The organism is Lutimonas saemankumensis (genome assembly GCF_020171465.1).
GTDB lineage: Bacteria > Bacteroidota > Bacteroidia > Flavobacteriales > Flavobacteriaceae > Lutimonas > Lutimonas saemankumensis.
Genome location: NZ_JAIUZR010000003.1, coordinates 998,528 through 1,020,104, shown reverse-complemented (window position 1 = coordinate 1,020,104; position 21,577 = coordinate 998,528). Strand labels below are relative to the sequence as shown.

22 protein-coding genes are annotated in these 21,577 nt (G+C 37.6%); 7 read left to right on the top strand and 15 right to left on the bottom strand.

All coding sequences use genetic code 11. The features are described 5' to 3' along the window. The first annotated feature begins 7 nt into the window (after positions 1-7). The 4 genes from LCM02_RS05990 to LCM02_RS05975 are packed head-to-tail and all read left to right on the top strand — an operon-like array spanning position 8 to position 4,231. A complete protein-coding gene (locus LCM02_RS05990; protein ID WP_224927415.1) occupies positions 8-703 on the top strand; it encodes a hypothetical protein in 696 nt (231 codons plus the stop codon). Between the two features lie 59 nt (positions 704-762). Beyond that, on the top strand, positions 763-1,692 hold the full coding sequence (locus tag LCM02_RS05985) for an ABC transporter ATP-binding protein (RefSeq protein WP_224927414.1): 930 nt from the start codon (positions 763-765) through the stop codon (positions 1,690-1,692). A 19-nt stretch (positions 1,693-1,711) separates the two neighbouring features. Next, complete coding sequence (locus LCM02_RS05980) at positions 1,712-3,040, top strand: ABC transporter permease (protein WP_224927413.1); 1,329 nt, start codon at positions 1,712-1,714, stop codon at positions 3,038-3,040. A gap of 24 nt (positions 3,041-3,064) precedes the next feature. Then, positions 3,065-4,231 (top strand): sigma-54-dependent transcriptional regulator, encoded by a 1,167-nt coding sequence (locus tag LCM02_RS05975; RefSeq protein WP_224927412.1) that lies wholly within the window; start codon positions 3,065-3,067, stop codon positions 4,229-4,231. Positions 4,232-4,238: 7 nt separating this feature from the next. On the opposite strand, the gene LCM02_RS05970 is transcribed toward LCM02_RS05975, so the two are convergent. The 5 genes from LCM02_RS05970 to LCM02_RS05950 all read right to left on the bottom strand — a co-directional run bounded on the left by LCM02_RS05970 (position 4,239) and on the right by LCM02_RS05950 (position 10,060). Next, a complete protein-coding gene (locus LCM02_RS05970) occupies positions 4,239-4,688 on the bottom strand; it encodes a Spy/CpxP family protein refolding chaperone (RefSeq protein ID WP_224927411.1) in 450 nt (149 codons plus the stop codon). 4 nt (positions 4,689-4,692) lie between these two features. Continuing rightward, positions 4,693-5,256 (bottom strand): hypothetical protein, encoded by a 564-nt coding sequence (locus LCM02_RS05965; RefSeq protein WP_224927410.1) that lies wholly within the window; start codon positions 5,254-5,256, stop codon positions 4,693-4,695. A gap of 8 nt (positions 5,257-5,264) precedes the next feature. Continuing rightward, a complete protein-coding gene (locus LCM02_RS05960; RefSeq protein WP_224927409.1) occupies positions 5,265-5,813 on the bottom strand; it encodes an RNA polymerase sigma factor in 549 nt (182 codons plus the stop codon). A gap of 78 nt (positions 5,814-5,891) precedes the next feature. Beyond that, entirely contained in the window at positions 5,892-8,348 is a 2,457-nt protein-coding gene (locus LCM02_RS05955) for a TonB-dependent receptor (protein ID WP_224927408.1), read from the bottom strand. A gap of 14 nt (positions 8,349-8,362) precedes the next feature. After that, positions 8,363-10,060 (bottom strand): M23 family metallopeptidase, encoded by a 1,698-nt coding sequence (locus LCM02_RS05950; RefSeq protein ID WP_224927407.1) that lies wholly within the window; start codon positions 10,058-10,060, stop codon positions 8,363-8,365. Between the two features lie 161 nt (positions 10,061-10,221). Here LCM02_RS05950 and LCM02_RS05945 point away from each other — a divergent pair, with 161 nt between their 5' ends. From LCM02_RS05945 to rny, 3 genes are all read left to right on the top strand, one after another. Then, positions 10,222-10,512, top strand: coding sequence for a hypothetical protein (locus LCM02_RS05945; protein WP_224927406.1), 291 nt, complete (start codon positions 10,222-10,224; stop codon positions 10,510-10,512). Between the two features lie 8 nt (positions 10,513-10,520). Beyond that, positions 10,521-10,814, top strand: a complete 294-nt coding sequence (locus LCM02_RS05940; RefSeq protein WP_224927405.1) for a cell division protein ZapA — start codon at positions 10,521-10,523, stop codon at positions 10,812-10,814. A 216-nt stretch (positions 10,815-11,030) separates the two neighbouring features. Continuing rightward, positions 11,031-12,590, top strand: a complete 1,560-nt coding sequence (gene rny / locus LCM02_RS05935; RefSeq protein WP_224927404.1) for a ribonuclease Y — start codon at positions 11,031-11,033, stop codon at positions 12,588-12,590. Between the two features lie 45 nt (positions 12,591-12,635). Here the strand turns inward: rny and LCM02_RS05930 are convergent, their stop codons facing one another. The 10 genes from LCM02_RS05930 to LCM02_RS05885 form a co-directional block, all read right to left on the bottom strand. Continuing rightward, entirely contained in the window at positions 12,636-13,748 is a 1,113-nt protein-coding gene (locus LCM02_RS05930; protein ID WP_224927403.1) for a DUF4421 family protein, read from the bottom strand. Positions 13,749-13,751: 3 nt separating this feature from the next. Then, positions 13,752-15,302, bottom strand: coding sequence for an AlbA family DNA-binding domain-containing protein (locus LCM02_RS05925; RefSeq protein ID WP_224927402.1), 1,551 nt, complete (start codon positions 15,300-15,302; stop codon positions 13,752-13,754). A 115-nt stretch (positions 15,303-15,417) separates the two neighbouring features. Next, positions 15,418-16,467, bottom strand: a complete 1,050-nt coding sequence (locus tag LCM02_RS05920; RefSeq protein ID WP_224927401.1) for a hypothetical protein — start codon at positions 16,465-16,467, stop codon at positions 15,418-15,420. After that, on the bottom strand, positions 16,464-17,255 hold the full coding sequence (locus LCM02_RS05915) for a porin family protein (RefSeq protein WP_224927400.1): 792 nt from the start codon (positions 17,253-17,255) through the stop codon (positions 16,464-16,466). Before LCM02_RS05915 ends, LCM02_RS05920 begins: the two co-directional genes overlap by 4 nt. Before the next feature lie 10 nt (positions 17,256-17,265). Then, the gene (locus LCM02_RS05910; protein WP_224927399.1) at positions 17,266-17,763 is read right to left on the bottom strand and encodes a glycine zipper family protein; all 498 of its coding nucleotides are present in this window, start codon (positions 17,761-17,763) and stop codon (positions 17,266-17,268) included. Between the two features lie 19 nt (positions 17,764-17,782). Then, on the bottom strand, positions 17,783-18,268 hold the full coding sequence (locus tag LCM02_RS05905; RefSeq protein WP_224927398.1) for a nuclear transport factor 2 family protein: 486 nt from the start codon (positions 18,266-18,268) through the stop codon (positions 17,783-17,785). A 124-nt stretch (positions 18,269-18,392) separates the two neighbouring features. Next, positions 18,393-19,037 (bottom strand): porin family protein, encoded by a 645-nt coding sequence (locus tag LCM02_RS05900; RefSeq protein ID WP_224927397.1) that lies wholly within the window; start codon positions 19,035-19,037, stop codon positions 18,393-18,395. Between the two features lie 30 nt (positions 19,038-19,067). Further along, complete coding sequence (locus tag LCM02_RS05895) at positions 19,068-20,021, bottom strand: transketolase family protein (RefSeq protein ID WP_224927396.1); 954 nt, start codon at positions 20,019-20,021, stop codon at positions 19,068-19,070. An 89-nt stretch (positions 20,022-20,110) separates the two neighbouring features. Next, positions 20,111-20,692 carry a Maf-like protein gene (locus LCM02_RS05890; RefSeq protein WP_394369934.1) on the bottom strand — a complete coding sequence of 194 codons (582 nt, stop codon included), beginning with the start codon at positions 20,690-20,692 and terminating at the stop codon, positions 20,111-20,113. 2 nt (positions 20,693-20,694) lie between these two features. Beyond that, a complete protein-coding gene (locus LCM02_RS05885; RefSeq protein ID WP_224927394.1) occupies positions 20,695-21,552 on the bottom strand; it encodes a geranylgeranylglycerol-phosphate geranylgeranyltransferase in 858 nt (285 codons plus the stop codon). Positions 21,553-21,577: the final 25 nt, after the last annotated feature.

Sequence of the window (21,577 nt, the reverse complement as noted above, 5' to 3'; positions counted from 1 at the left end):
CAATTTTATGGAAGTACGCGAATTAATTGGAAAAATTACACTTCAGGAAAATGTTAGTCCTATTGAAAGGAATAAAGTCAACGGAACGTTTGTGATCCATATTCCGAACCCGCTGGCATCCTATTATAGTCGTTTTACTGAAGTGAACAGGCCAAATTCCATAGTTTTTGTTACCAAAGACCCCGTTTCATTTGAAAGGATATTGAGATCGACCAAAATCATTAACGCCAAAAATACTTTGCAGGTTAATAGCGCAAAATGTGAGGTTATGATTGGTAGAAACAAGTATAGTGGAATCAGAGTTATGGGAATTGACAGGTATACGAATATTGATAAGGTACAATCGGCTTATCAGGAGGAAGGCTTTGATTTCCATAAAAATGTTCGGCTCAGCAAAGGGACAGATGCCCTGATCCGTGTTAATAAATTCTTCAACTTTATCGATGTGGAAGACAAGATTTTTCAGTCTCCAAATAATAAAGACAGGTTCTATTTTGAGGTCCCCAGATACATGGATTGGGAGGAATTCAGGAAGCATACCTTCGCGATCAAGAACAATATTTCTGTTACTAATTATGATATCGCTAAAGGAATCATCTATGAAAAAGATGGGATAACAGATATTTTGAGGGTTATCAAACCGAACATAACTGTTGAAATGGTTCGACAGATCCGTGAAAAATATCTCGATAAACTCTCCTGATTAATTAAATGATTTATTAGACTCTCATTTTACTATATTTGAATTCTCAAAAATCAAATATGGAGAATATTTTAGTGGCCGAAAATATCGTGAAGAATTATGGCAGCTTTAAGGCCTTGAATCGAGTTTCTCTTGAGGTTCCCAGAGGTAGTATTTTTGGTCTCCTTGGGCCAAATGGGGCTGGGAAAACAACATTTATAAGAATCATCAATCAGATCACATTACCGGATGAAGGTGTGGTTTATTTTGACGGAAAACCTCTGGCACCTGATGATGTGCATTATATAGGATATCTTCCTGAGGAAAGAGGCCTGTATAAACGAATGAAAATAGGGGAGCAGGCATTGTACCTGGCTCAGTTAAAAGGGATGTCAAAACGGGATGCAAGACAAAAATTAAGATTCTGGTTCGAGAAATTTGACATTGGCCCCTGGTGGAATAAAAAGGTGGAAGAGTTGTCTAAGGGAATGGCACAGAAACTTCAGTTTATTATTACCGTATTGCATGAACCTAAACTTTTGATTTTTGATGAACCTTTCAGTGGCTTCGATCCGATCAATGCTAATTTGATCAAGGAGGAAATTCTGAATTTACAAAAACAGGGTGCTTCTATCATTTTTTCGACCCACAGAATGGAATCGGTAGAAGAACTGTGTGAATATATAGCACTGATTCACCAATCAAATAAGGTTTTGGATGGTAAATTGTTAGATATTAAAAGAGCGTATAAGACCAATACATATGAAGTAGGCCTTTCTACCGATAATAAACTCCTTCTCGAAAAGGAACTAAAGGAAAAGTTTGAATTGAGTCGGGCCAGTTTTAAGTCACTTGAGGATGACCTGAAAGTAAACATAAAGCTTCGTAACGGAAGCACCTCTTCAGATTTGATAAGGTTTTTAAATAGTAAGGCTTCGATTACGCATTATAACGAAATCATTCCTACTGCTAATGATATTTTTATTCAAACAGTTAACATGAACTCTTGATTAAAAAAGGTTTAAAAAAATGAATAAGTTAAAGTTAATTATACAAAGAGAGTTTCTTGCAAAAGTGAGGAATCGGACCTTTATCATCATGACCTTTTTGAGCCCGATTTTAATGATTGGTATGATTGCTCTTGTTACATTGCTGACAAAGAGTAGTATAGAAAAGAAAAGCGTTGTTGCTTATGTAGATGAATCAGGTCTTTTCAAAGGTGAGGATTTTAATAAGGACAAATCGATAAGTTTTGAGAACTTGTCTGAAATCGGATTGGAAAAGGCTAAAATTATTGTAGATGAATCTTCTCATGAAGGACTTCTGTATATTCCGCCCTATGAGAATATCGATGACCTGGCCATCAATATTCAATTCTTCTCAGAGGATTCTCCAAGTATGATTACCATTTCAACTTTAGAATCTCTAATTGATAAAAAGCTCGAGACTGAAAAAATGAAACTTTTGGACATCGATCTGGTCAAACTCGATGCTTCAAGAGTTGATGTGAATATAAAAATGTCAAATTTTAGTGGGGTAAAATCTTCCAAGCTTATAAATGGTTTAAAGATTGGAATAGGTATGGGTGCAGGATATCTTATCATGATGTTTATTCTTATCTACGGGGCTATGGTTATGAGAAGCGTAATCGAGGAGAAGACTAGCAGAATCATTGAAGTAATTATTTCATCGGTTAAACCATTTCAGCTTATGCTCGGTAAGATTTTTGGGACGGCTCTCGCAGGATTGACCCAGTTTATAACCTGGGGGTTTTTGATGTTAGTCATCTTTATAGGTAGTTCATACTTTTTTGGAGTCGACTTGCATAATAGTGATTTGGGTGTTCAACCCATGAGTGTTCAGGAAATGGGGGTTGATCAAATGGATCAAATTGCTCAGAACGAGACTCAGGCCATATTTAATGAACTAATACAGTTGCCATTAATAAGTACCTTTGTGTATTTTATTCTTTATTTTGTGCTGGGTTACTTATTGTACAGTTCACTATATGCTGCAATAGGTGCTGCAGTAGATAATGAAACGGATACCCAGCAGTTTATGCTGCCGATTATGCTTCCGTTGATGTTAGGGGTGTATATTGGTTTTGCCACAGTGATTAATGATCCTCACGGAACCATTGCCACAGTGTTTTCGATCGTTCCGTTTACATCTCCGATAGTGATGCTGATGCGCATACCTTTTGGAGTTCCCATATGGCAGATATTAACATCCCTGCTATGTCTGTTCATGAGTTTTCTGGCCGTGGTCTGGGTGGCTGCGAAAATTTACCGAGTAGGAATTTTGATGTACGGAAAAAAAATTAATTATAAAGAGTTGATCAAATGGATTCGTTATTAGACTTTTGATCCTAATTGTAAAGTGATGCCAAAAATATTAATTATAGAAGATGAAGACGCGATCAGAAGAGTGCTGATCAAAATAATAAAGAATGAAAACAACTCCTTTGAAGTGGAAGAGGCTTCTGATGGAGAAGAGGGTTATGAAAAACTTGAGAGTTCAGATTATGACCTGGTGCTGTGCGATATAAAAATGCCTAAACTGGATGGGGTGGAAGTGCTTGAAAAGACACAAATGATAAAGCCAGAAATTCCGTTTATTATGATATCAGGTCATGGCGAGCTTGAAACTGCAGTACAAACCATGAGGCTTGGGGCTTTTGATTATATATCTAAACCCCCTGATTTAAACAGATTGCTAAATGCAATAAGAAATGCGCTGGACAGAAAACAATTGGTTGTTGAAAACAAGCGATTGAAGAAAAAGGTTGACAAGAATTATGAAATGATAGGAGAAGGTCAGGAGATTTTAAAGATCAAGACCATTATTGATAAAGTGGCTCCGACGGATGCAAGAGTTTTGATTACGGGTGAAAACGGAACCGGTAAGGAACTAGTAGCGCACTGGCTACATCAAAAAAGTGAAAGGTCGAAAAGTCCCATGGTTGAAGTGAATTGCGCAGCAATTCCTTCTGAACTTATTGAAAGTGAGTTGTTTGGACATGTAAAAGGTTCTTTTACCGGTGCAAATAAAGACAGGGCAGGGAAATTCGAAGCTGCCAATGGTGGCACAATTTTCCTTGACGAGGTGGGAGATATGAGTCTTTCAGCACAGGCAAAAGTGTTAAGAGCGCTCCAGGAAAATAAGGTAAGCAGGGTAGGTAGTGATAAGGATATTAAAGTCGATGTTCGTGTAATTGCTGCCACCAACAAGAATTTGAAGGAAGAAATTTCAAAGGGACGTTTTAGAGAGGATTTATACCACAGGCTTGCTGTAATTTTGATCAATGTTCCATCTTTAAACCAACGAAGAGACGATATTCCATTATTGGTCGATCATTTTTCAGAACTTATTTCAGAGCAGCAGGGTAATGCCAAAAGATCTTTCAGTGACGGAGCAATGGAGCTCCTGAAAACTTACGACTGGACCGGTAATATAAGAGAGTTGCGCAATGTTGTTGAGCGCTTGCTGATTCTCGGCGATGAAGTGATAAGCACATCCAATGTGGAGTTATTCGCCAATAAGAACTAAGAACCTGTTATTTTCGAGATTTACCTTTTCTGTATTCATTCAATAATTTTCTGTTAAAATTATTTTCTGCGTGATACAACTTTAATAGTTTTTGAGGTGTCAAAACTTTAGAGAGTTTTACATACATTTTCTCTCTGGTAACCGAAGCTTCTTTTTCAACGGAAAGCATTTTGTTCAAAACATTTTTCGATTCCTCATCATTCATTGAATCAGGTCCTCCTGATTCTTTAATGAGTTGCATTGATTTCTTGACCTCCCTGACCTTGAGGTCAAAGAGTTTTTTTTCATATTCGTTGTATACGGGCCAAAACTTTTCAGCTTCTTCTGAGCTAAGATCCAGTTCCTGTGTAATATAGGCTGTCTTAAAGGCTTTGATTCTTTCTCTTCCTCTTTCCTGTGCCGATGTGATCAGTCCGGACAAAAGGAATGCCAAACAAATGATTATTTTTTTATTCATAATTTTAATTTTCAATCATTAGGTTTTCAACATCTATTTCATCAATATAGTAAAACAAATCCTCCTCATTGATCAGGCTTCCTTCCAGTTCAACGTCACTGAACGCCTCTGCAATTTCATACGAATCTAAGTGAACAAGGCCACTGTCTATCCAGCTGGCAATGTCTTCATTATTAAATTCGTTCAAATCTGTTGAGTTTTCCGGTAAGTTTAAGGTTCTGATTCCAAAAAACAACAGAATTGACGCCGCTATGGATAAGGAAAGGATTCTGAGTTTGGGATGGGTTAATAGAAAAATCTTCTTTTCATTTTCAATCCGCAAATTAGATTCCAGTTCATCGAAATAGCCCTCAGGCACCGAGAATCCTGTTTTACGCTTATCCGACATAGAAAAAATCTCTTTTTCAGCCCTGTTTTCCTTTCTCTTTTCCTTTTCGGGAATGAACCCTTCTGCATCAACTTGATTTTGCAACTGATGTTCCAGTTTTTTGAAGTATCCTTTTGGGATTTCAAACCCATGGCCCGAATCCTTGAAGTGCTTTAATATGTCCTTTTTATTTTGATCCATAACTCATTTTAATCGAAGCTATTTAATAAATAGGTTTCAATTTTTTTTTTAGCATGATGATAAGATGCCTTTAATCCGCCCACTGAAGTTTCAAGAATTTCCGAGATCTCGTCATATTTCATCTCATCAAAGTATCTCATATTAAAAATCAGGCGCTGCTTTTGGGGCAAGGTTGCTATTGCCATTTGTAACTTCATCTGAATTTCATCTCCGTTAAAATAAACATCATCCTCAAGCTTTTCTGCCATTTTTTGCTGCAAACCTTCCGAACTTACTTTGAGCGATCTCGCCTTTTTGTTTAAAAATGTAATAGATTCGTTCGTCGCTATTCTATAAATCCAGGAAAATAAGCGGCTTTCTCCTTTAAATCCATTTAGATTATTAAATACCTTAATAAAAGTGTTCTGGAGAACGTCATCCGCATCATCGTGATTTAAAACAATCTTTCGAATGTGCCAGTACAGGCGTTCTTTATGCTCACTGACCAGTTCACGATAGGACACATCCCTCGTATTAGGATCTTTTAACCTGTCGATAAACACTTTTTCGTCCTGCACTAATTTTTATTTATAGGACCCGTTGAAGGTCTAAAGGTTTAAAGTTCAGAAAAAAAAATGATAAAAAAGTTATAATTTCTAGAATCTCATAGCGATTTTGAGATTGAGCACCCTTCCGCTGAGATAATTGGGTATGGCTACATAACGATCTGCTGAAATATCTCTTACCCAGGTATTTGTAATTGTATTTTGATTGTCAAACATATTAAAAAGTTCTATACCTGCGGAAAGGTGTTTGAATGATTTTTGCCAGTTTGCCTTTGGAGGATTATTTAAATCCACAAAAATATAGGAGATTCCCAGGTCGGAACGAAAATAAGCCTTTAGCCTGTTTTGGTAATCATATGGATCGGCATAAGAAGGTGAACCCCCTGGAACTCCGGTATTATAGACAAGGTTCAGATACATTTTTAAACTTGGCACCGAGGGGACGTAATCCTGAAAGAGCAAGGCAAATTTGAAGCGTTGGTCGGTTGGCCGGGAAATATACCCTCTGTCATCTATATTTTCTTCGGTTTGAAGATATCCAATGCTAAACCAGGATTCCGTGCCTGGAACAAACTCACCATTAAGCCTTAAATCGGCACCGGCTGCATAGGCAATGGCATTGTTTCTGGCTCTGTATCTTATTTTAACATTATCGATGGTGAACGGATTTACATCGGTCAAATTTTTGTAATAAACTTCACTCACCAATTTAAAAGGGCGGTTCCAAAGAGTAAAGCTGTAGTCATGACCCAGGACAATATGAACCGATTTCTGTGCCTTAACTTCGGGATGTACCATTCCAACTGAGTCCCTGAGTTCCCTGTAGAAGGGAGGTTGATAATAAACACCACCCGATACCCTGAATAGCATGTCGTGGTCCCAGGCTGGTTTTATGGAAAACTGCCCCCTGGGGCTTACCACGGTATAGTCCTGGGATGAAAGTCCTTTCCCACTTATCGTCCAGTGCTGAGCTCTTAGCCCGAGATTATACCAAACCCGGTGGTCACCGATATAGGATTTACGGCTCCATTGGACAAATCCTGATATCCTTTCAATGGTGACATCATTTTCTGCGTTTATATTAATAAACGGGACTATAGGGCCTGTAAATGGTTCGTAGGGTTCATCATTTCTAGGTAAAAGATGTGGAGGACGCAGTGAGAACCCGGCAGAATCGACTACCTGCCATTCATTGATGCGGTCTTTTATATTCTCATGTTGATACTTCGCACCGAATTCGAACAAATTCGAGTTTAGTCTCCAATCAGCGGTTAACTTAATGTTGCTGATCTGGGCTTTCAAATTGTTTCTTGCATGGTCGAGTTGAGATCCAATGGACTGGACAAAATTTGAATCCCCAAAATCATCGGACCCGAAATCTGCATCAACTTCTCCTAATCCGTAAAACGAAAGGATGTCATAATACTCCTGTTCTTTTGTACTATATGTTGAAGCAGTCAGGGAAGCGGAAACATTATCGGAAAATACATAATTACCTTTTAAGGCACCGAACAGGGTCTCGTATTGATCTTCTTCTTTTCCCTGGTAAGAAACCACCAAAGATAAAGGATTTGTCAGTGTTCCAAAATTCGTTTGTCTTGATCTGGGTGTAACATTGTAATTGTTCAAAGAGTAGCTTCCCAAAAAATCCAGGGAGAACTTCTCTGAAAAATCATAAGAAAGATAAGCCTGAATATCCGTAAAATTGGGATTGAAGTTGGCATCGACATCATTACTGTTTAGAAAGAGACTGTTGTTTCTGTATCGAGCACCAACCAAAACCTTGAATTTTTCATCTTTTGATAAACCCTCAACAGAGGCCGATGCGCCTAAAAAGCTTGCTTCAAAGCTCGCTCCAAACCTAGATGGTTTTCTATAAGTAATATCCAGCACAGAAGATAATTTATCTCCGTATTTGGCCTGAAAACCACCGGCTGAAAAATCAACGTTTTGTGTGAGTTCCGGATTAACAAAACTCAATCCTTCCTGTCGACCTGAGCGAACCAAAAAGGGCCTGTAAATTTCGATACCATTGACATAAACAAGATTTTCTTCAAAACTCCCCCCTCGAACATTATACTGTGTGCTTAATTCATTGTTAAAATTAACGCCAGGCAAGGTTTTTAAAACACTTTCAATACCCTGGTTTGCACTTGGAATGATTTGCGCCGTTTTGCTTTCAACAGGAACAAGCCCCTGCGTACTGGCCCTTTCGTCAATGATGATAACTTCATCAATGGATTCGGTCTTGGAAAACAATCTGGGAGAGAAATAGAGTGTTTTGCCACGTTGTATTCTAAAGGTTTTTGAAAAACTGTTAAAGGAAACATGCCCATACCTAACTGTGATATTCCTGTTGGCAGGAACCTTTATCTCATAAGCACCTTCCTCATTGGTAACAGTTCCCAAATTCCCTATACTGACCGTGGCATTTTCAATGGGTCTGTTAATGCTGTCCAATACCCTTCCTTTTAGGGTAGCCGATTGGCCCAAGACATATTGAGAGCAAAGAACAAAAAAAAGAATGATGACAAGCTTGGTTTTCAAAGGGAGTACAAGATTTAATTCTTTTTATTAAACGTAGTTGTAAATGTAGTAGAATTATTTACATTATCAGTAACAACCACCTTTAAATTATGCAAGGTTCCTTCCAGGTTTTTATCACTGAAATCGTAAGTAAGGATTCCTTTCTTAGGGTCATAGGCCATGCGGATCCATTGCCCGTCAATTTCGCCCCTATACGATTTAATTCCTGATCCTTTATCGTGTATTCTAACTTTGAGTGTCTTGAATTTAGTTAACCACTGACCGTTAGCAAAACCTATTGTTTTAACAGTAGGTTTATGATTATCAGAAGCTAATGTGAAATCACCTAAATATCTACTTAAGGTGTATAGGGTATTGTCTTTTCGTTTGGTGCTCACATAATTCAATTTCCCGTATTTGTTCTTTTTGGCGATATACATTTTTTTAACATCTTCCGTCTTGTATGATGAAACATCAAAAGTCAACCTAAAGTTTTTATGTACCGGCACAGTACTATTGTGTAATTTTGCAACACCATTCTCAAAGGAATAATCGAAATAAAAATCTTCGTAAAAAATGTTTTCAGGAAAATAGGCCGTAATGATTGAGTCTTTAATGGTGTTGGGTAACTTGGCCTTAAAATAGCGATTCGTAATTTTTTCTTTTTTAGGTATTGCAACGGAGTCTTTCTTTCCCTGTATCGGAATGATCAGTTTTGTTTTATTTCCTGTAAAATCTCTTGCAATGATAGATACAGTGTATTCCATACTGTCTTTTACATTGATATACCCACCATCGGTTATTCTTTTGTAAAGGCTCAGATTATTCATGTCATGGTCCACAAAACATTTTTGAACCCGTTGCTTCTGATTGATATACTTATCATAATCGATATAAGAATTAATAAATCTCGACTCGTCAAATGAAAACTTATCTGCCGCAAATTGAAAAACCCTTTCCCCGTTGACGCTCATGTCAAGAATATACAAACCATTTCTATTCAACGCCCCATCCAGCCTGTCATATGAGTTGATCCCAAAACCGATCTTGCCGTATGCATAAATTTTATTTGCCAAAAGATCCCCGTCATACTGACGGTTAAATACAATCTTGACATCATTTGCAGATTGATTTACATGAGAAGAATCTGTCAATGCATATGCGTAAGCATTTTGAATTGTAGGATTCTTATGATCCGGTACCGTAATACCGAATAGCATGGGATTCATCGTTCTGGATTTTACATCTCTGATCTCGTAGTGAAGATGAGGGCCTCCCGAACTACCTGAATTCCCACTAAGTGCTATTACCTGTCCCTTTTTAACAATTAATTCTTTTGATTTTGGATAAAGCCTTATGGAATAGCGTTCGTTCTCATATTGTTTTTTCCTAACATAGGCATCGATCTCGGGTGAGAACTTTTGCAGATGTCCATACACAGTGGTATAACCATTGGGATGTGTGATGTAAAGAGCATTGCCATATCCCCATAATGAAACATTTATCCTTGAAACGTATCCATCAGCTGAGGCTACCACTTTGTGTCCTTCAACCTGTTGAGTCTTAATGTCAAGACCTGCGTGAAAATGATTACTTCTGAGTTCTCCAAATGTACCGGAAAGAACCAGGGGAATCTCTAATGGATTGATAAAGTAATCCTTGGGATACCCTGACTGAGAAGCTATTTTTTGACAAAAGGCCAGAAGAAGAAGTAAGACAATTTTTTTGCGCATAATTGCGCTAAAATAACAATAAGACATCATATTAAAAAATGAATATTTTAAGTGATTATTATTCAATAAATTGAACTTCTTTTTAGGGTTTTATGTCAAAATAGTTGTTTTATAGAGTCAGGTATCCTAAATTTGTTCATTATGTTTGATTCTTTGAGTTGATGAGTAAGTTGTTAAAAATAGTGGATGACCTTGAAACCAAATTGACAAGAATTTTAGGTCAGAAGTCTATTTTGCAGGAGGAAAAATCGAATTTGCTCCAGGAAAACAGTAATCTTCAACAAAAGTTGATAAAGCAACAGGAGATAATTAATTCATTGGAGGAAAAATATGAGTCTCTCCGGGTTGCCAACACTATAGTAGGCAGCAAAGAAGACAAGCATGCAACAAAGCTTAAAATTAATACCTTGATTCGGGAAATCGACAAGTGTATCGTTCAATTAAGTGACTGAAATATAAAATGAATAATATTCTGAAAATTAAAGTTACCATTGCAGACAGAGTCTATCCATTGACTATACGTGATGAAAGAGAGGAAGAAGGAATCAGGCGTGCGGTAAAGAATATCAATGAAATGGTAAAACAGTTTGAACAGAATTATGAGGTGAGGGATAAACAGGATGTATTGGCAATGTGTGCCCTGCAGTTTGCATCTCAGAAGGAAGTTAAAAGTGTTCATGAAGATCAGGATTCAAAAAAAATAGAAAGCAAGTTAAGTGAGTTGAATGAATTATTGGATTCGCACCTTGCATAAGTTCTTTTAAAGAAAACAATTACTGCCTACATTAGTTATTTGTTTAATAAACTCAACACTATCAAATTAAAAAGGATGAGTTTTTAAAGTAAAAGCGTGCCTAAGTAAACGATTCGATCGTTTTAAAATTGGATACTTGACCTTTAAGTTAGTCCTAAACTTGTTAAAAGGAGTTTACAAAACCGTAACCGATGTAGGCTTTTTTATTTAAATATCATGATAGAAACAACCATAAGTATAGCAATTGTAGCTCTTATTTTAGGGTATTTTGTTGCTAAACTCTTAGAAAAGAAGAAGGCTTCATCAACACTCAAGAACGTTCGTGAGCAGGCTTCAACCATATTGAAGGAAGCTAAAATAGAAGCTGATGGAATAAAGAAAGATAAGATCCTGCAAGCGAAGGAAAAATTTATTGAATTGAAGTCTGAACACGAGAAGGTGATCATCTCCCGAGACAAAAAGATCAATGAAGCGGAGAAAAGAATCAGAGAGAAAGAATCCAAAGTGTCTCAGGAGCTTGACAGAAACAAGAAATTGAATAATTCTCTGGATCAGAAGAACCGGCAATTACAGAATCGTCTTGAGTTGATCGAGAAAAAGAACAATGAGATTGATAAGCTGCATAAGAGGCAGGTGGAACAACTGGAAGCTATTTCAGGTGTGTCTGCGGATGAGGCAAAAAAAGAACTGGTGGAAACCTTAAAAGAGGAGGCAAAAGTAGATGCTATGGCATTTATGCAGAGCACCATAGAAGAGGCAAAAATGGGAGCTCAGCAGGAGGCAAAGAAAATTATTTTGAATACAATTCAAAGAATAGGGGTTGAGCAAACCATAGATAATTGTGTTTCGGTTTTTAATCTTGAAAATGACGATGTTAAGGGGAGGATCATCGGAAGAGAAGGAAGAAATATTCGTGCCATTGAATCAACAACAGGAGTTGAAATCATCGTGGATGATACACCGGAGGCCATTATTTTATCCTGTTTTGACCCGGTTAGGAGAGAAATTGCGAGATTGTCTTTACACAAGTTGGTTACCGATGGTCGAATACATCCTGCACGAATCGAAGAGGTTGTAGCCAAGACCACGAAAGAGATCAACGAGGAAATCATTGAAGTGGGGAAGAGGGCTGTCATAGACCTTGGAATTCACGGACTACACCCCGAATTGATAAAAACGGTTGGCCGAATGAAGTACAGATCTTCATATGGTCAGAACCTGCTTCAGCATTCGAGGGAAGTAGCCAATTTATGTGCAATCATGGCATCTGAACTTGGATTAAACCCAAAGATTGCCAAAAGGGCCGGACTATTGCATGACATAGGAAAAGTTCCGGATACTGATACGGAGTTACCACATGCTATATTAGGAATGCAGTGGGCAGAGAAATACAATGAAAAAGCAGATGTTTGTAATGCGATTGGTGCCCATCATGATGAGATAGAGATGAAATCCTTGTATGCTCCAATAATTCAGGTATGTGATGCCATTTCAGGAGCCAGGCCAGGTGCGCGCCGACAGGTTGTTGATTCTTATATACAGCGTCTTAAAGAGCTGGAGGATGTGGCTTTTGCTTTTAATGGCGTTCAAAAGGCTTATGCCATTCAAGCCGGTAGGGAACTGAGGGTCATTGTGGAAAGTGAAAAGGTTGACGATACAAAAGCTGCGGAATTATCGTTTAACATTACTCAGAAAATTCAAAATGACATGACTTATCCGGGGCAGGTACGGGTTACTGTGATTCGTGAGACCAGGGTGGTTAACGTTGCCAAATAAATTGTTAGCAGGAGGCTTTGATCAGATTAAAAATGTGCTTGGGATTTAATCGTCTTTCAGAATGGGTATTTTGTTTTCCATATAATCTACAGGGGCACTAACGGTTTTTGGTGTTTTAAAACGATAGCCAAAAAACACATTAAATTGATTTTTTGACGGTGATATTTTAACCCTGTTGGAACTGAATTTTTCGTTGGTAAATCGATTTTTGAAGTCTATTCCAAAAAAAAATTTATCACCATTATATCCTCCCCCGAACCCGTAATTTAAGGAAACAAATGTATCGTTGAAATGAGTTGTATTTGTCCCTTCAGGACTCATGTTTTTTGTCTGGTAAAAATCGAAGCCAAAACTTGGAACCCCATAGGCATTAATATACCAGTTCTTTTTCAAAACGAAGGTATAATAATAACCAAGAAGTAGTGAAAGATTAAAGCCTTGGTATTCAGAATAATAATCTCTGTAAACAATTTCGCCATCAATATCTTTGATTACATCTGTGCCACTAAGGCTGTAAAAAACATACCCGATTCCGGGCATAAATGAACCTGCACTTTTGGTTTGTATTTCGGTTTGGGACTGGATAGCCCTCATTGAATAATTCTCATTGAATTTGTAAGAAGACGATCCAAATAAAATATTTGATGAAAGTTCAGGAAATTGAATTCGAATGTCGGAATTTGAATTCATGATTTCATTGGTGTTAGCCAGGTAAAACCCTTTGTCAATATTGTATTCCAGTACATGGTTCCAATAGTCAAAAAGTGCCTGGATTCTGAACCTAAAGGTGTCCGATCCTCCTTTGAGCTCCTTGTCCTCATCAGATATTTTTGGCCTGACCCCAATTCGTATTGAAAGAAATTTATAACTAAAAACCAATGCATATCTCAGATTCAAATTGGGTTTTAAGTACAGATCAAGATCATTTTCTTTTATCTCAAACGTTGCGATGTCATTACCAACTTCCAATTTAACATTGAATCTCTTCTTATGATCAGCTATGTATTCGTTGGTGAGTACAAGACTGTCATTTGGATTGGATGTTGAAGGGATACTATCGGATTGAGAATAGGCGGAAACAGAGAAAATTAACAAGGTGATGCAGAAGAGCATGGATCTTACCTTTATAATGATCGTTTCTCTTGTTTTAAGGCACACGGGTTATTTGAATTTTGAATTGATATAATCGTTTATTTCCGCAATAGATTCTATCTCGTGGGAGGAGTTTCCGCTTCTGACATAGAATTTTTCATCAAGTTGACCGTTTTTGTTCTTGTATTTCAGGTATAACGGTTCCTTGGCAGGGATCACCTTGATCTTACAGACCCAGTTTGCGTCTTCTAACCTTTCAAACTGAGTTCGAATGTACTTGCTTACGTATTTTACGCCCATCAGTTTGTGCATGATGTTTCTCAAATGTACCTCATAGTAATCTGCATCCGGTTTCTTAAGCGTTTGAAAGTCTTTTTCAAGTCCTACTATATTTTTGTCATCATCTACACCAATGATCAAAATTCCACCGTCGGTATTACCAAAGGCTGCTATAGTCTTCATGATGACTTTCTCTAGTTCAGGATTGGTCTTTTCCTGTCTGTAGTCATACCTCAATGAAGACTTGAATTCGAGATATCTGTTTTCTTCATCTTTTAATATTTCTTTTACTGAAGGGATATTCATCTTGTTTGGTCTGTAAAAAAACCTTTTCCTTATCACTAGTAAGATGCCTCCAAGAACCAGTAAGGCCAGACCTATTTTACCACCATAATCATGAAGAGGCCCTGAAGAAGCGCTTATAAGTTCGCTGTTGGTTACGGTGTATAAATAATATTCAATACCACTGTCTTTGGGTAGATGTTTGAATGCGGTCCAGTAAAATCGTTCTTTAAAATTAAAATTGAAGCTTCCTCGATCAATATCTTTGAAATTTGAAAAATGACGATCGATGGTTAATTGAAGGCTGTCAGTTGAGTTCAGCGAATCTAAATCTGCCAAGGGATCCAATTCTCTGCTGTTCAATTTCAATTCCTTTCCCTCAATATCCCTGAAAGTAAGCCTGGGCTGAATTTTTTTTGAGTTCAGATCGAATTCCTTGAAAAGAAAGTTTTTGGAAAATTCAAATACAATGGCACTAACCTTTCCTTTAATGTTATAGGAATAAGCAGCATAGAAAAATTCCATTTCCTCATCGTTGCTATCGAGATAGCTTCTTTTTCTTAGATACCATTTGAGCTGGTCCTGACTGCTTATTAAATCCTTGAACCAATCTCTGCTGTAAACGGTTTGTTCAAAACTTTCCAGCCAGCTGCTGATCACCTTTCCATCTTCAACTCGACTCCATTGAACAACGCCAAAATCATTTAAACTGTCGAGAGTGATAATATGGCTTTTATCTTTTTTTCTGATCACCAGTTTATGGTTTCCCTGGAAAAAGGCGACCGAATTAACCGATTTATTTCTTTCGAGGAAATCCAGAAAATAACCAACCGTATATACGGAGTCCTTGACTTTAAGAGTGTCGTTATAGACGTTTTTGACCGCAAAAATATTCTCTTTAATCTGACTGTTGAATTTGTCGAACAAATCTTCGAATTTTCGAGCTTCCTCAGCAAAGGATTTTTCAGTGTAAACCGGGTTTTTCTTTTGGGTGTAAGCAATGATGACAAGTGTCAACCCGCATAAAATCAAAACAAGGGATAGGATGTATTTTCTCATCGAATAAAATTAACTGATGATGATTATTTTTACGGTAAAAATAAAGATCAAAAATACATTTTTCTACTATTGAATTCCCTTATTTACTTGATTTGTTTCGGAATATGAATCAAGATTATAAAAGGAACCTGTAATTAACAGAAATTAAAAAAGATTTTCGGTTTCCTATCAGTCCCGCTTCGCTTCGGAACATCCAGCGCTTATTCAGCTGGAATTGGCCGCCAATGGTCCCGTTCCATCGATCCAATACCTGTTTATCCATACCGTACCTGACAATGGATTCTCCATCGGCCGCATCAATTCGTTCAACAATTGGCGTCAACACCTTATCAGCAACAATCTTTTGAGCAGGAGTGGCTACATTTTCATACCAGTCATAATAGTTTAAAACGATCTCATCTTTTCTTTCCCAGGTTTCCGGTGGCAGGGCATCTATCAGTTTTATTTCGCCACTTGTTTCAGTATTCATTTGCATGCTCATGGCTCCTGCCCATAAGGCAAAATTTCTGTCTGGTTTATTTTTAAATACAAAAGTATGTCCTACACGAATTCCAAGAACATTTACCCGTACCGCTTTATCAAGAAGCTCGGGTTTACTCCAGGTCCAGTTGGCATCAACAGAAAACCAAACAGGGCCTACTCCTCCTGCAGCCATAACACCAAATCCGGCTGTTCTGAGCCCTTGTTCAACTTTTGAATAGAGAGGGAAGGGAGCTGTAAGGTTAACTTCGGTTTTTGACTGTCCACCTCCAAAAATTCCATATACATTCAAGAAAGGGAATATCCAGATATCGGGCCTGACATTATAAGCATACGAAGTATTTAAATTGTCTCCGAATTCAATAAATTCAACAGGGGTCAAGGGAATATCAACATTATCCGTTTTTAGACCGAGCTGCATATTGTCAAAAAGCAGATTCTGCCTCATCCACATATAGTTTGCCATCAATCCTACAGGGTATGGAATATCAAATCCTTTCCGGTAAGCACCCTGGCCAAAAATTGGAAAGATATAGTTGTATTCCACCTGTTTTAAACTATCAGTATACACCTCATGTTTCGATTTTATCCGGGTGTTTGCGTATTGTGCATTGGCATTCTTTATACCAAAGAAGAGTAAAAATAAAATTAAGCAGTAAGTGGTTCTAACAAGAAATTTCTTCATAGATTTTCTATTTTATTCTTTTCCTTTTCAGCTTTTTTCAGTTCCTTCTTTTGTTTTTTTCTTTCAGCCCTTTTATTCTTCATTTCCTTAATCTGAGCTTTTTTTTCATCACTCAGTCCGATGGGGGCATTAACTTTTAAAAAAAGTGCGCTGTTATTTGTACCGGATCGATCCTTGTAAACGTCAAGAAAACCGTAATAATAACGAGCACCAATGGTCCAGCCAAGTCCTTTTAATAATCTGTATCCGGCACCTGCAGCAATACCCATATCAAATCTGTTGATCATGCCCAGGTTATTTTCCTGTGCATTAATTTCAATATCGTCTATTTTGGAATAAAACTTTATCGATGCCCTGTGAGCAAGGCCAAACTGAGGCCCCAATTCAGCATACATATGATTGTCGAATTTGTACCTTGCCAATGCAGGGACTAAAAAATAACTTATGGATTGACTATATTCCCCCTCCTCATCATGGATGGTGGCTCCTAAAAATTCAAGATCACTTTCTGTTAAATCATCCAGACCCAGTTCAGATTTCACAAGAACACCCGTATTCAAATACCATTGGTTCTTAATTTTAATGTCAAAATAAAATCCAAGATTCCATTTTCGGTAGTAACTGTCAGATTCCATTCCGCCTAAAGTAGCATAATTTACCCCCCCATCAAGCCCGAATTCGATTTTGCCTGTATTCAGGCTTTTTCCTAACAAAAGTGCGATCAGTACCTGAGATTGCATCGAAATACTGATGAAAAGGAAAAATACAAGAAGGACTTTGTATTTCATTGTCAAATATTTACTTGACAGTATAGCCCTTACCTTCCATACACACGGCAAAAGCTTTGTTGTAATCATTTGCAGCATCCTTTGAGGCCTGAGCCGCGGCCTGATCATTAGCCTGTTGCTGCATTTCATCACCAACAACCTTCGACCTTCGTCCTCGGACACCTCCAACAACAGCCCCTATCGCAGCACCTTTTCCTGCATCACCAGCAATGGCTCCTATCGCAGCACCTCCGGCAGCTCCCAAGGCTGCTCCTCCAACCGCCGAACCGTCAGCAGAGCGATCCACCTGAGCACCCTGATATACTGTTGGATTCATTGGGTCATACCCTGTTTGTTCCTTTGCCCATTTAAAACAGGCCATTTCATCAGCCTCCTGAGTGGCTGCATCCTGATTATTGGCTGGAAAGACGTATAAACCTAAACTGCTTGCAATTCCCTGTGCCTGAATTGAAGACAAACTCCCAAATAACAAAATAAATATTGAAACGTATTTTATCGATTTTTTCATGATTATAAAAATTTTAAAATTACAGATCATCCGGATTAATAAAAACATAACCTAATTGTTCCAACGCATCTGCTTCATTATAAAAAGTGATACTTTTAACAATTTTTCCATTCTCTATCTGATAGATCGTATTTGAGAGAATGCTCACTTGTTTTCCGGATCCTTTGTAGGTTATTGTAAGATCGGCCCAATTTGACACCCATTCTCCCTCGGGAGTACTGACTGCGATGTTTCTATTTTTAGAGTAGGTTATCTTCTCGTAGAGATTCTCCACATTCTGCTTCCAGTTTTTGATCGCATTTTCTTTATTTATTGAATCTGATTTTGAAGGGCCTATGCCGATATAATTTTCGTCAAGAATATCGTCCATGGCATTATAATCGAGATTCTCAACGGCCTTCACATAATTGGTGACGAGCTTAACATTTTCTTCCGATTTCATGTCTGAGGAGGAACAAGCCACAAGTAAAAATCCGGTTATCATAACCAGTATTAAATTTTTCATGATATTATAAATTAATGGTGATAATGGTTTCACTATATATGAATCCTAAAAATAAGAAAACAATTTCAATTTCAATAAGAAACTCTTGACTCTATTGAAAAAATCTTGTTTTGACCCAGTTGATCTATTTGGCTTTTTTGAACTTATAAAAGAAGCTCAGGATAAATTGTGAGTGAGAGGTGTCAGCGACCCCAATATTCGTGTCGTTCGCTATGTTTTGAATAAAACTGGCCTCAGAATCTGTAAAACCGGTTTCCCATCTGATATCAGCACCAATCTTTCCAAAATTTACACCTATACCTATTTGACCTGAAACTGTAAAGTCATCATAATCCACATTTGAGATACTCTCAATAGTTTCCGGAACTGACAGTTTGGTATTTATAACATAACTGAAATTGGGTCCAAAAAACAAACGGCCGAATTTAAGTATACGAAACCCAACCAGAACAGGAAGTTCCAGTTTATCCATTTTAAGTTTACCAGTTTCATTTTCAATGTTATAACTACTCTCGGTGTGGGTGTAAACAAGCTCGGGTCTGATATAAAGGAACAAGGGTAATTTGATTTCTGCCAACATTCCCAGATGGTATCCGGTTTCTTCATTTGAAGAAAATTTGCTTATTTCATCAGGGTTGGAAATGGTGAATGCACGCAGATCTCCATTGGAATTGTAATTAATTCCACCTTTTAACCCAAAGTTTAGAAATTGTGCATTGGCATTTAGGCAAATAAAAAAAGCGAAAACAAATAAATATGAATTCTTCATGAGGGGGATTTTAATAAGTAAAAATAGATATTATTTTCTTTTCAGAACCTTTTTCACGGCCTCAATTACCGCTTTATCGTTCAGCTGGTATTTTTCCATCAATTGAGCAGGTGTTCCCGATTCTCCAAAACTATCATTAACTGCTACAAATTCCTGCGGGACAGGATTGTTCAATGCCAGCACTCTCGAAACACTTTCTCCCAGTCCTCCTAAAACATTGTGTTCTTCGGCAGTTACGATACATTTAGTCTTGGAAACTGATTTTAAGATAGCTTCTGAATCCAATGGTTTTATGGTGTGAATGTTTATAACTTCAGCACTAATCCCCATAGAATCAAGCGCTTCAGCAGCTTGAAGAGATTCCCATACCAAATGACCCGTGGCAACAATAGTAACATCATTTCCTTCAGTCAAATGAACAGCCTTTCCAATTTCAAATTTTTCATTCTCAGGCATAAAAACAGGAACAGCAGGGCGTCCGAACCTCAAATAAACAGGCCCTTGATGTTCTGCCACCGCAATGGTTGCCGCCTTTGTTTGATTATAATCACAGGGATTAATCACAACCATTCCAGGAAGCATTTTCATCATCCCAATATCTTCCAGACTTTGATGTGTGGCGCCATCTTCCCCAAGGGTCAGTCCGGCATGAGATGCACAGATTTTTACATTCTTTCCCGAATAGGCTATTGACTGTCGGATCTGGTCATATACCCTTGCCGTTGAAAAATTTGCAAATGTTCCGGTGAATGGAATTTTACCTCCGATAGTAAGTCCGGCTGCTATTCCCATCATATTGGCTTCTGCAATTCCTACCTGAAAGAATCTTTCCGGGTTTTCTTTAATGAACTCATCCATCTTAAGGGATCCTACCAGGTCAGCACAAAGTGCAACCACATTCTCGTTGGTTCTTCCCAACTCTGCAAGTCCGGCACCGAAGCCTGAACGTGTATCAACTTTTTTTGTGAAGGTGTATTTTTTCATCAGTTTTATGGCAAATGACATTTTTGTAATGCGGCAAAAATAGCAATTTATATTCTTAATAAAGCCTTTTTGAAAAAGATAATTATCGATTATAATTGTCTCAGGGTTTCATAGAATTTTTGAACCGGAAACCCCATGACATTAAAGTAGCTTCCCTGAATTTCAGTTACTCCAATAAACCCAATCCACTCTTGTATCCCGTAAGCTCCGGCCTTGTCAAATGGCTGGTAGTTATCAATATAATAATTGATTTCTTTGTCATTTAGCTTTTTAAATGTGACTTTGGTCGAATCAGACAGAATTATCTGATCCCGAACCGTTGTTATGGCCACTGAACTGATAACCAAATGCGATTTATTTGAGAGCGAACTCAGCATCTGGAAAGCCTCCTCTTTATTCTTCGGTTTTCCCAGCGCAATGGAATCATGCCAGACAATGGTATCAGCAGTAATCAGTATTTCATTTTCTTTTAACTCCTTTTTGAAAGGTTTTGCCTTTTGTACAGAAAGATACTCACTGATTTCCTCTTTTTTTAGATGTTCCGAATATATCTCTTCAGTATCCTTTAAACGGATTTCAAAATCCAGCCCCAATTCTTTTAAAAAGAAACTTCTTCTGGGAGATCCAGATGCAAGGATTAATTTCTTGTCGTTTAATATTGAGTTCAGCAGGTTCATAGCATTAGCATTGAAAGCATTCCGGTTAACATGATCATTTTTACAATTGCACTAAGGAAATGAAAGTCCCTTTTTTCCCGAGACTGATACAATCTGAACACAAAAAAAATGAGTGGAAATAAAACCATGATCACCGTATAGAAAACAAGGGCCTTCTCACCGCCATACAACCTGAACATTAAATAACTGATTCCGGAAATTAACAAAATACTTAGGGTTAATACGGTGGTTTTTGTTTTCTCATTTCCCAGTACAATGGGCAGTGATCTAGCATCCATTGATTTGTCTCCTTCAATATCTTCCATATCCTTAACGATCTCTCGTATCAAAGTAAGAAAAAACCCAAAAACACCATAAACCAGAAGGACGTAAAAAACTTCAATCTGAATTTCAATATTATAGGCATTTGTGACGGGAGCAATATCGAAAACCGCAGGCATCATAATGCATAAAAAGATAATAAGTGAAACGGTTATGTTCCCAATAAGAAACATCTTTTTAAGATACTTTGCATATTGATACAAAAGCAAGGAGGTAAGCACGTAAATAATGAAGTAGGAGGTGTGCCCCACGTAATAAGACAAATACATCCCAAGCAGGAGACCAATTGAATTGAATCCGAGAAAGAGGTACTGGGCATTGATCCGTGTGATTTTTTTATCTACATACAATTTATCTGGCTTATTGATTATATCGGCTTTGACGTCATTCACATCGTTGATTATATATCCTGCAATAGCCAGAAATACCGTTGAGAAGGCCAGAAGTCCGAAATGAATATCATCCAATGAAACTTCGATATTGTATTTTTCAAACAAAAAATATTTAAAAAGATATTGGATTAATAAAATCATTAAGACATTCTTCCATCTAAAAAAA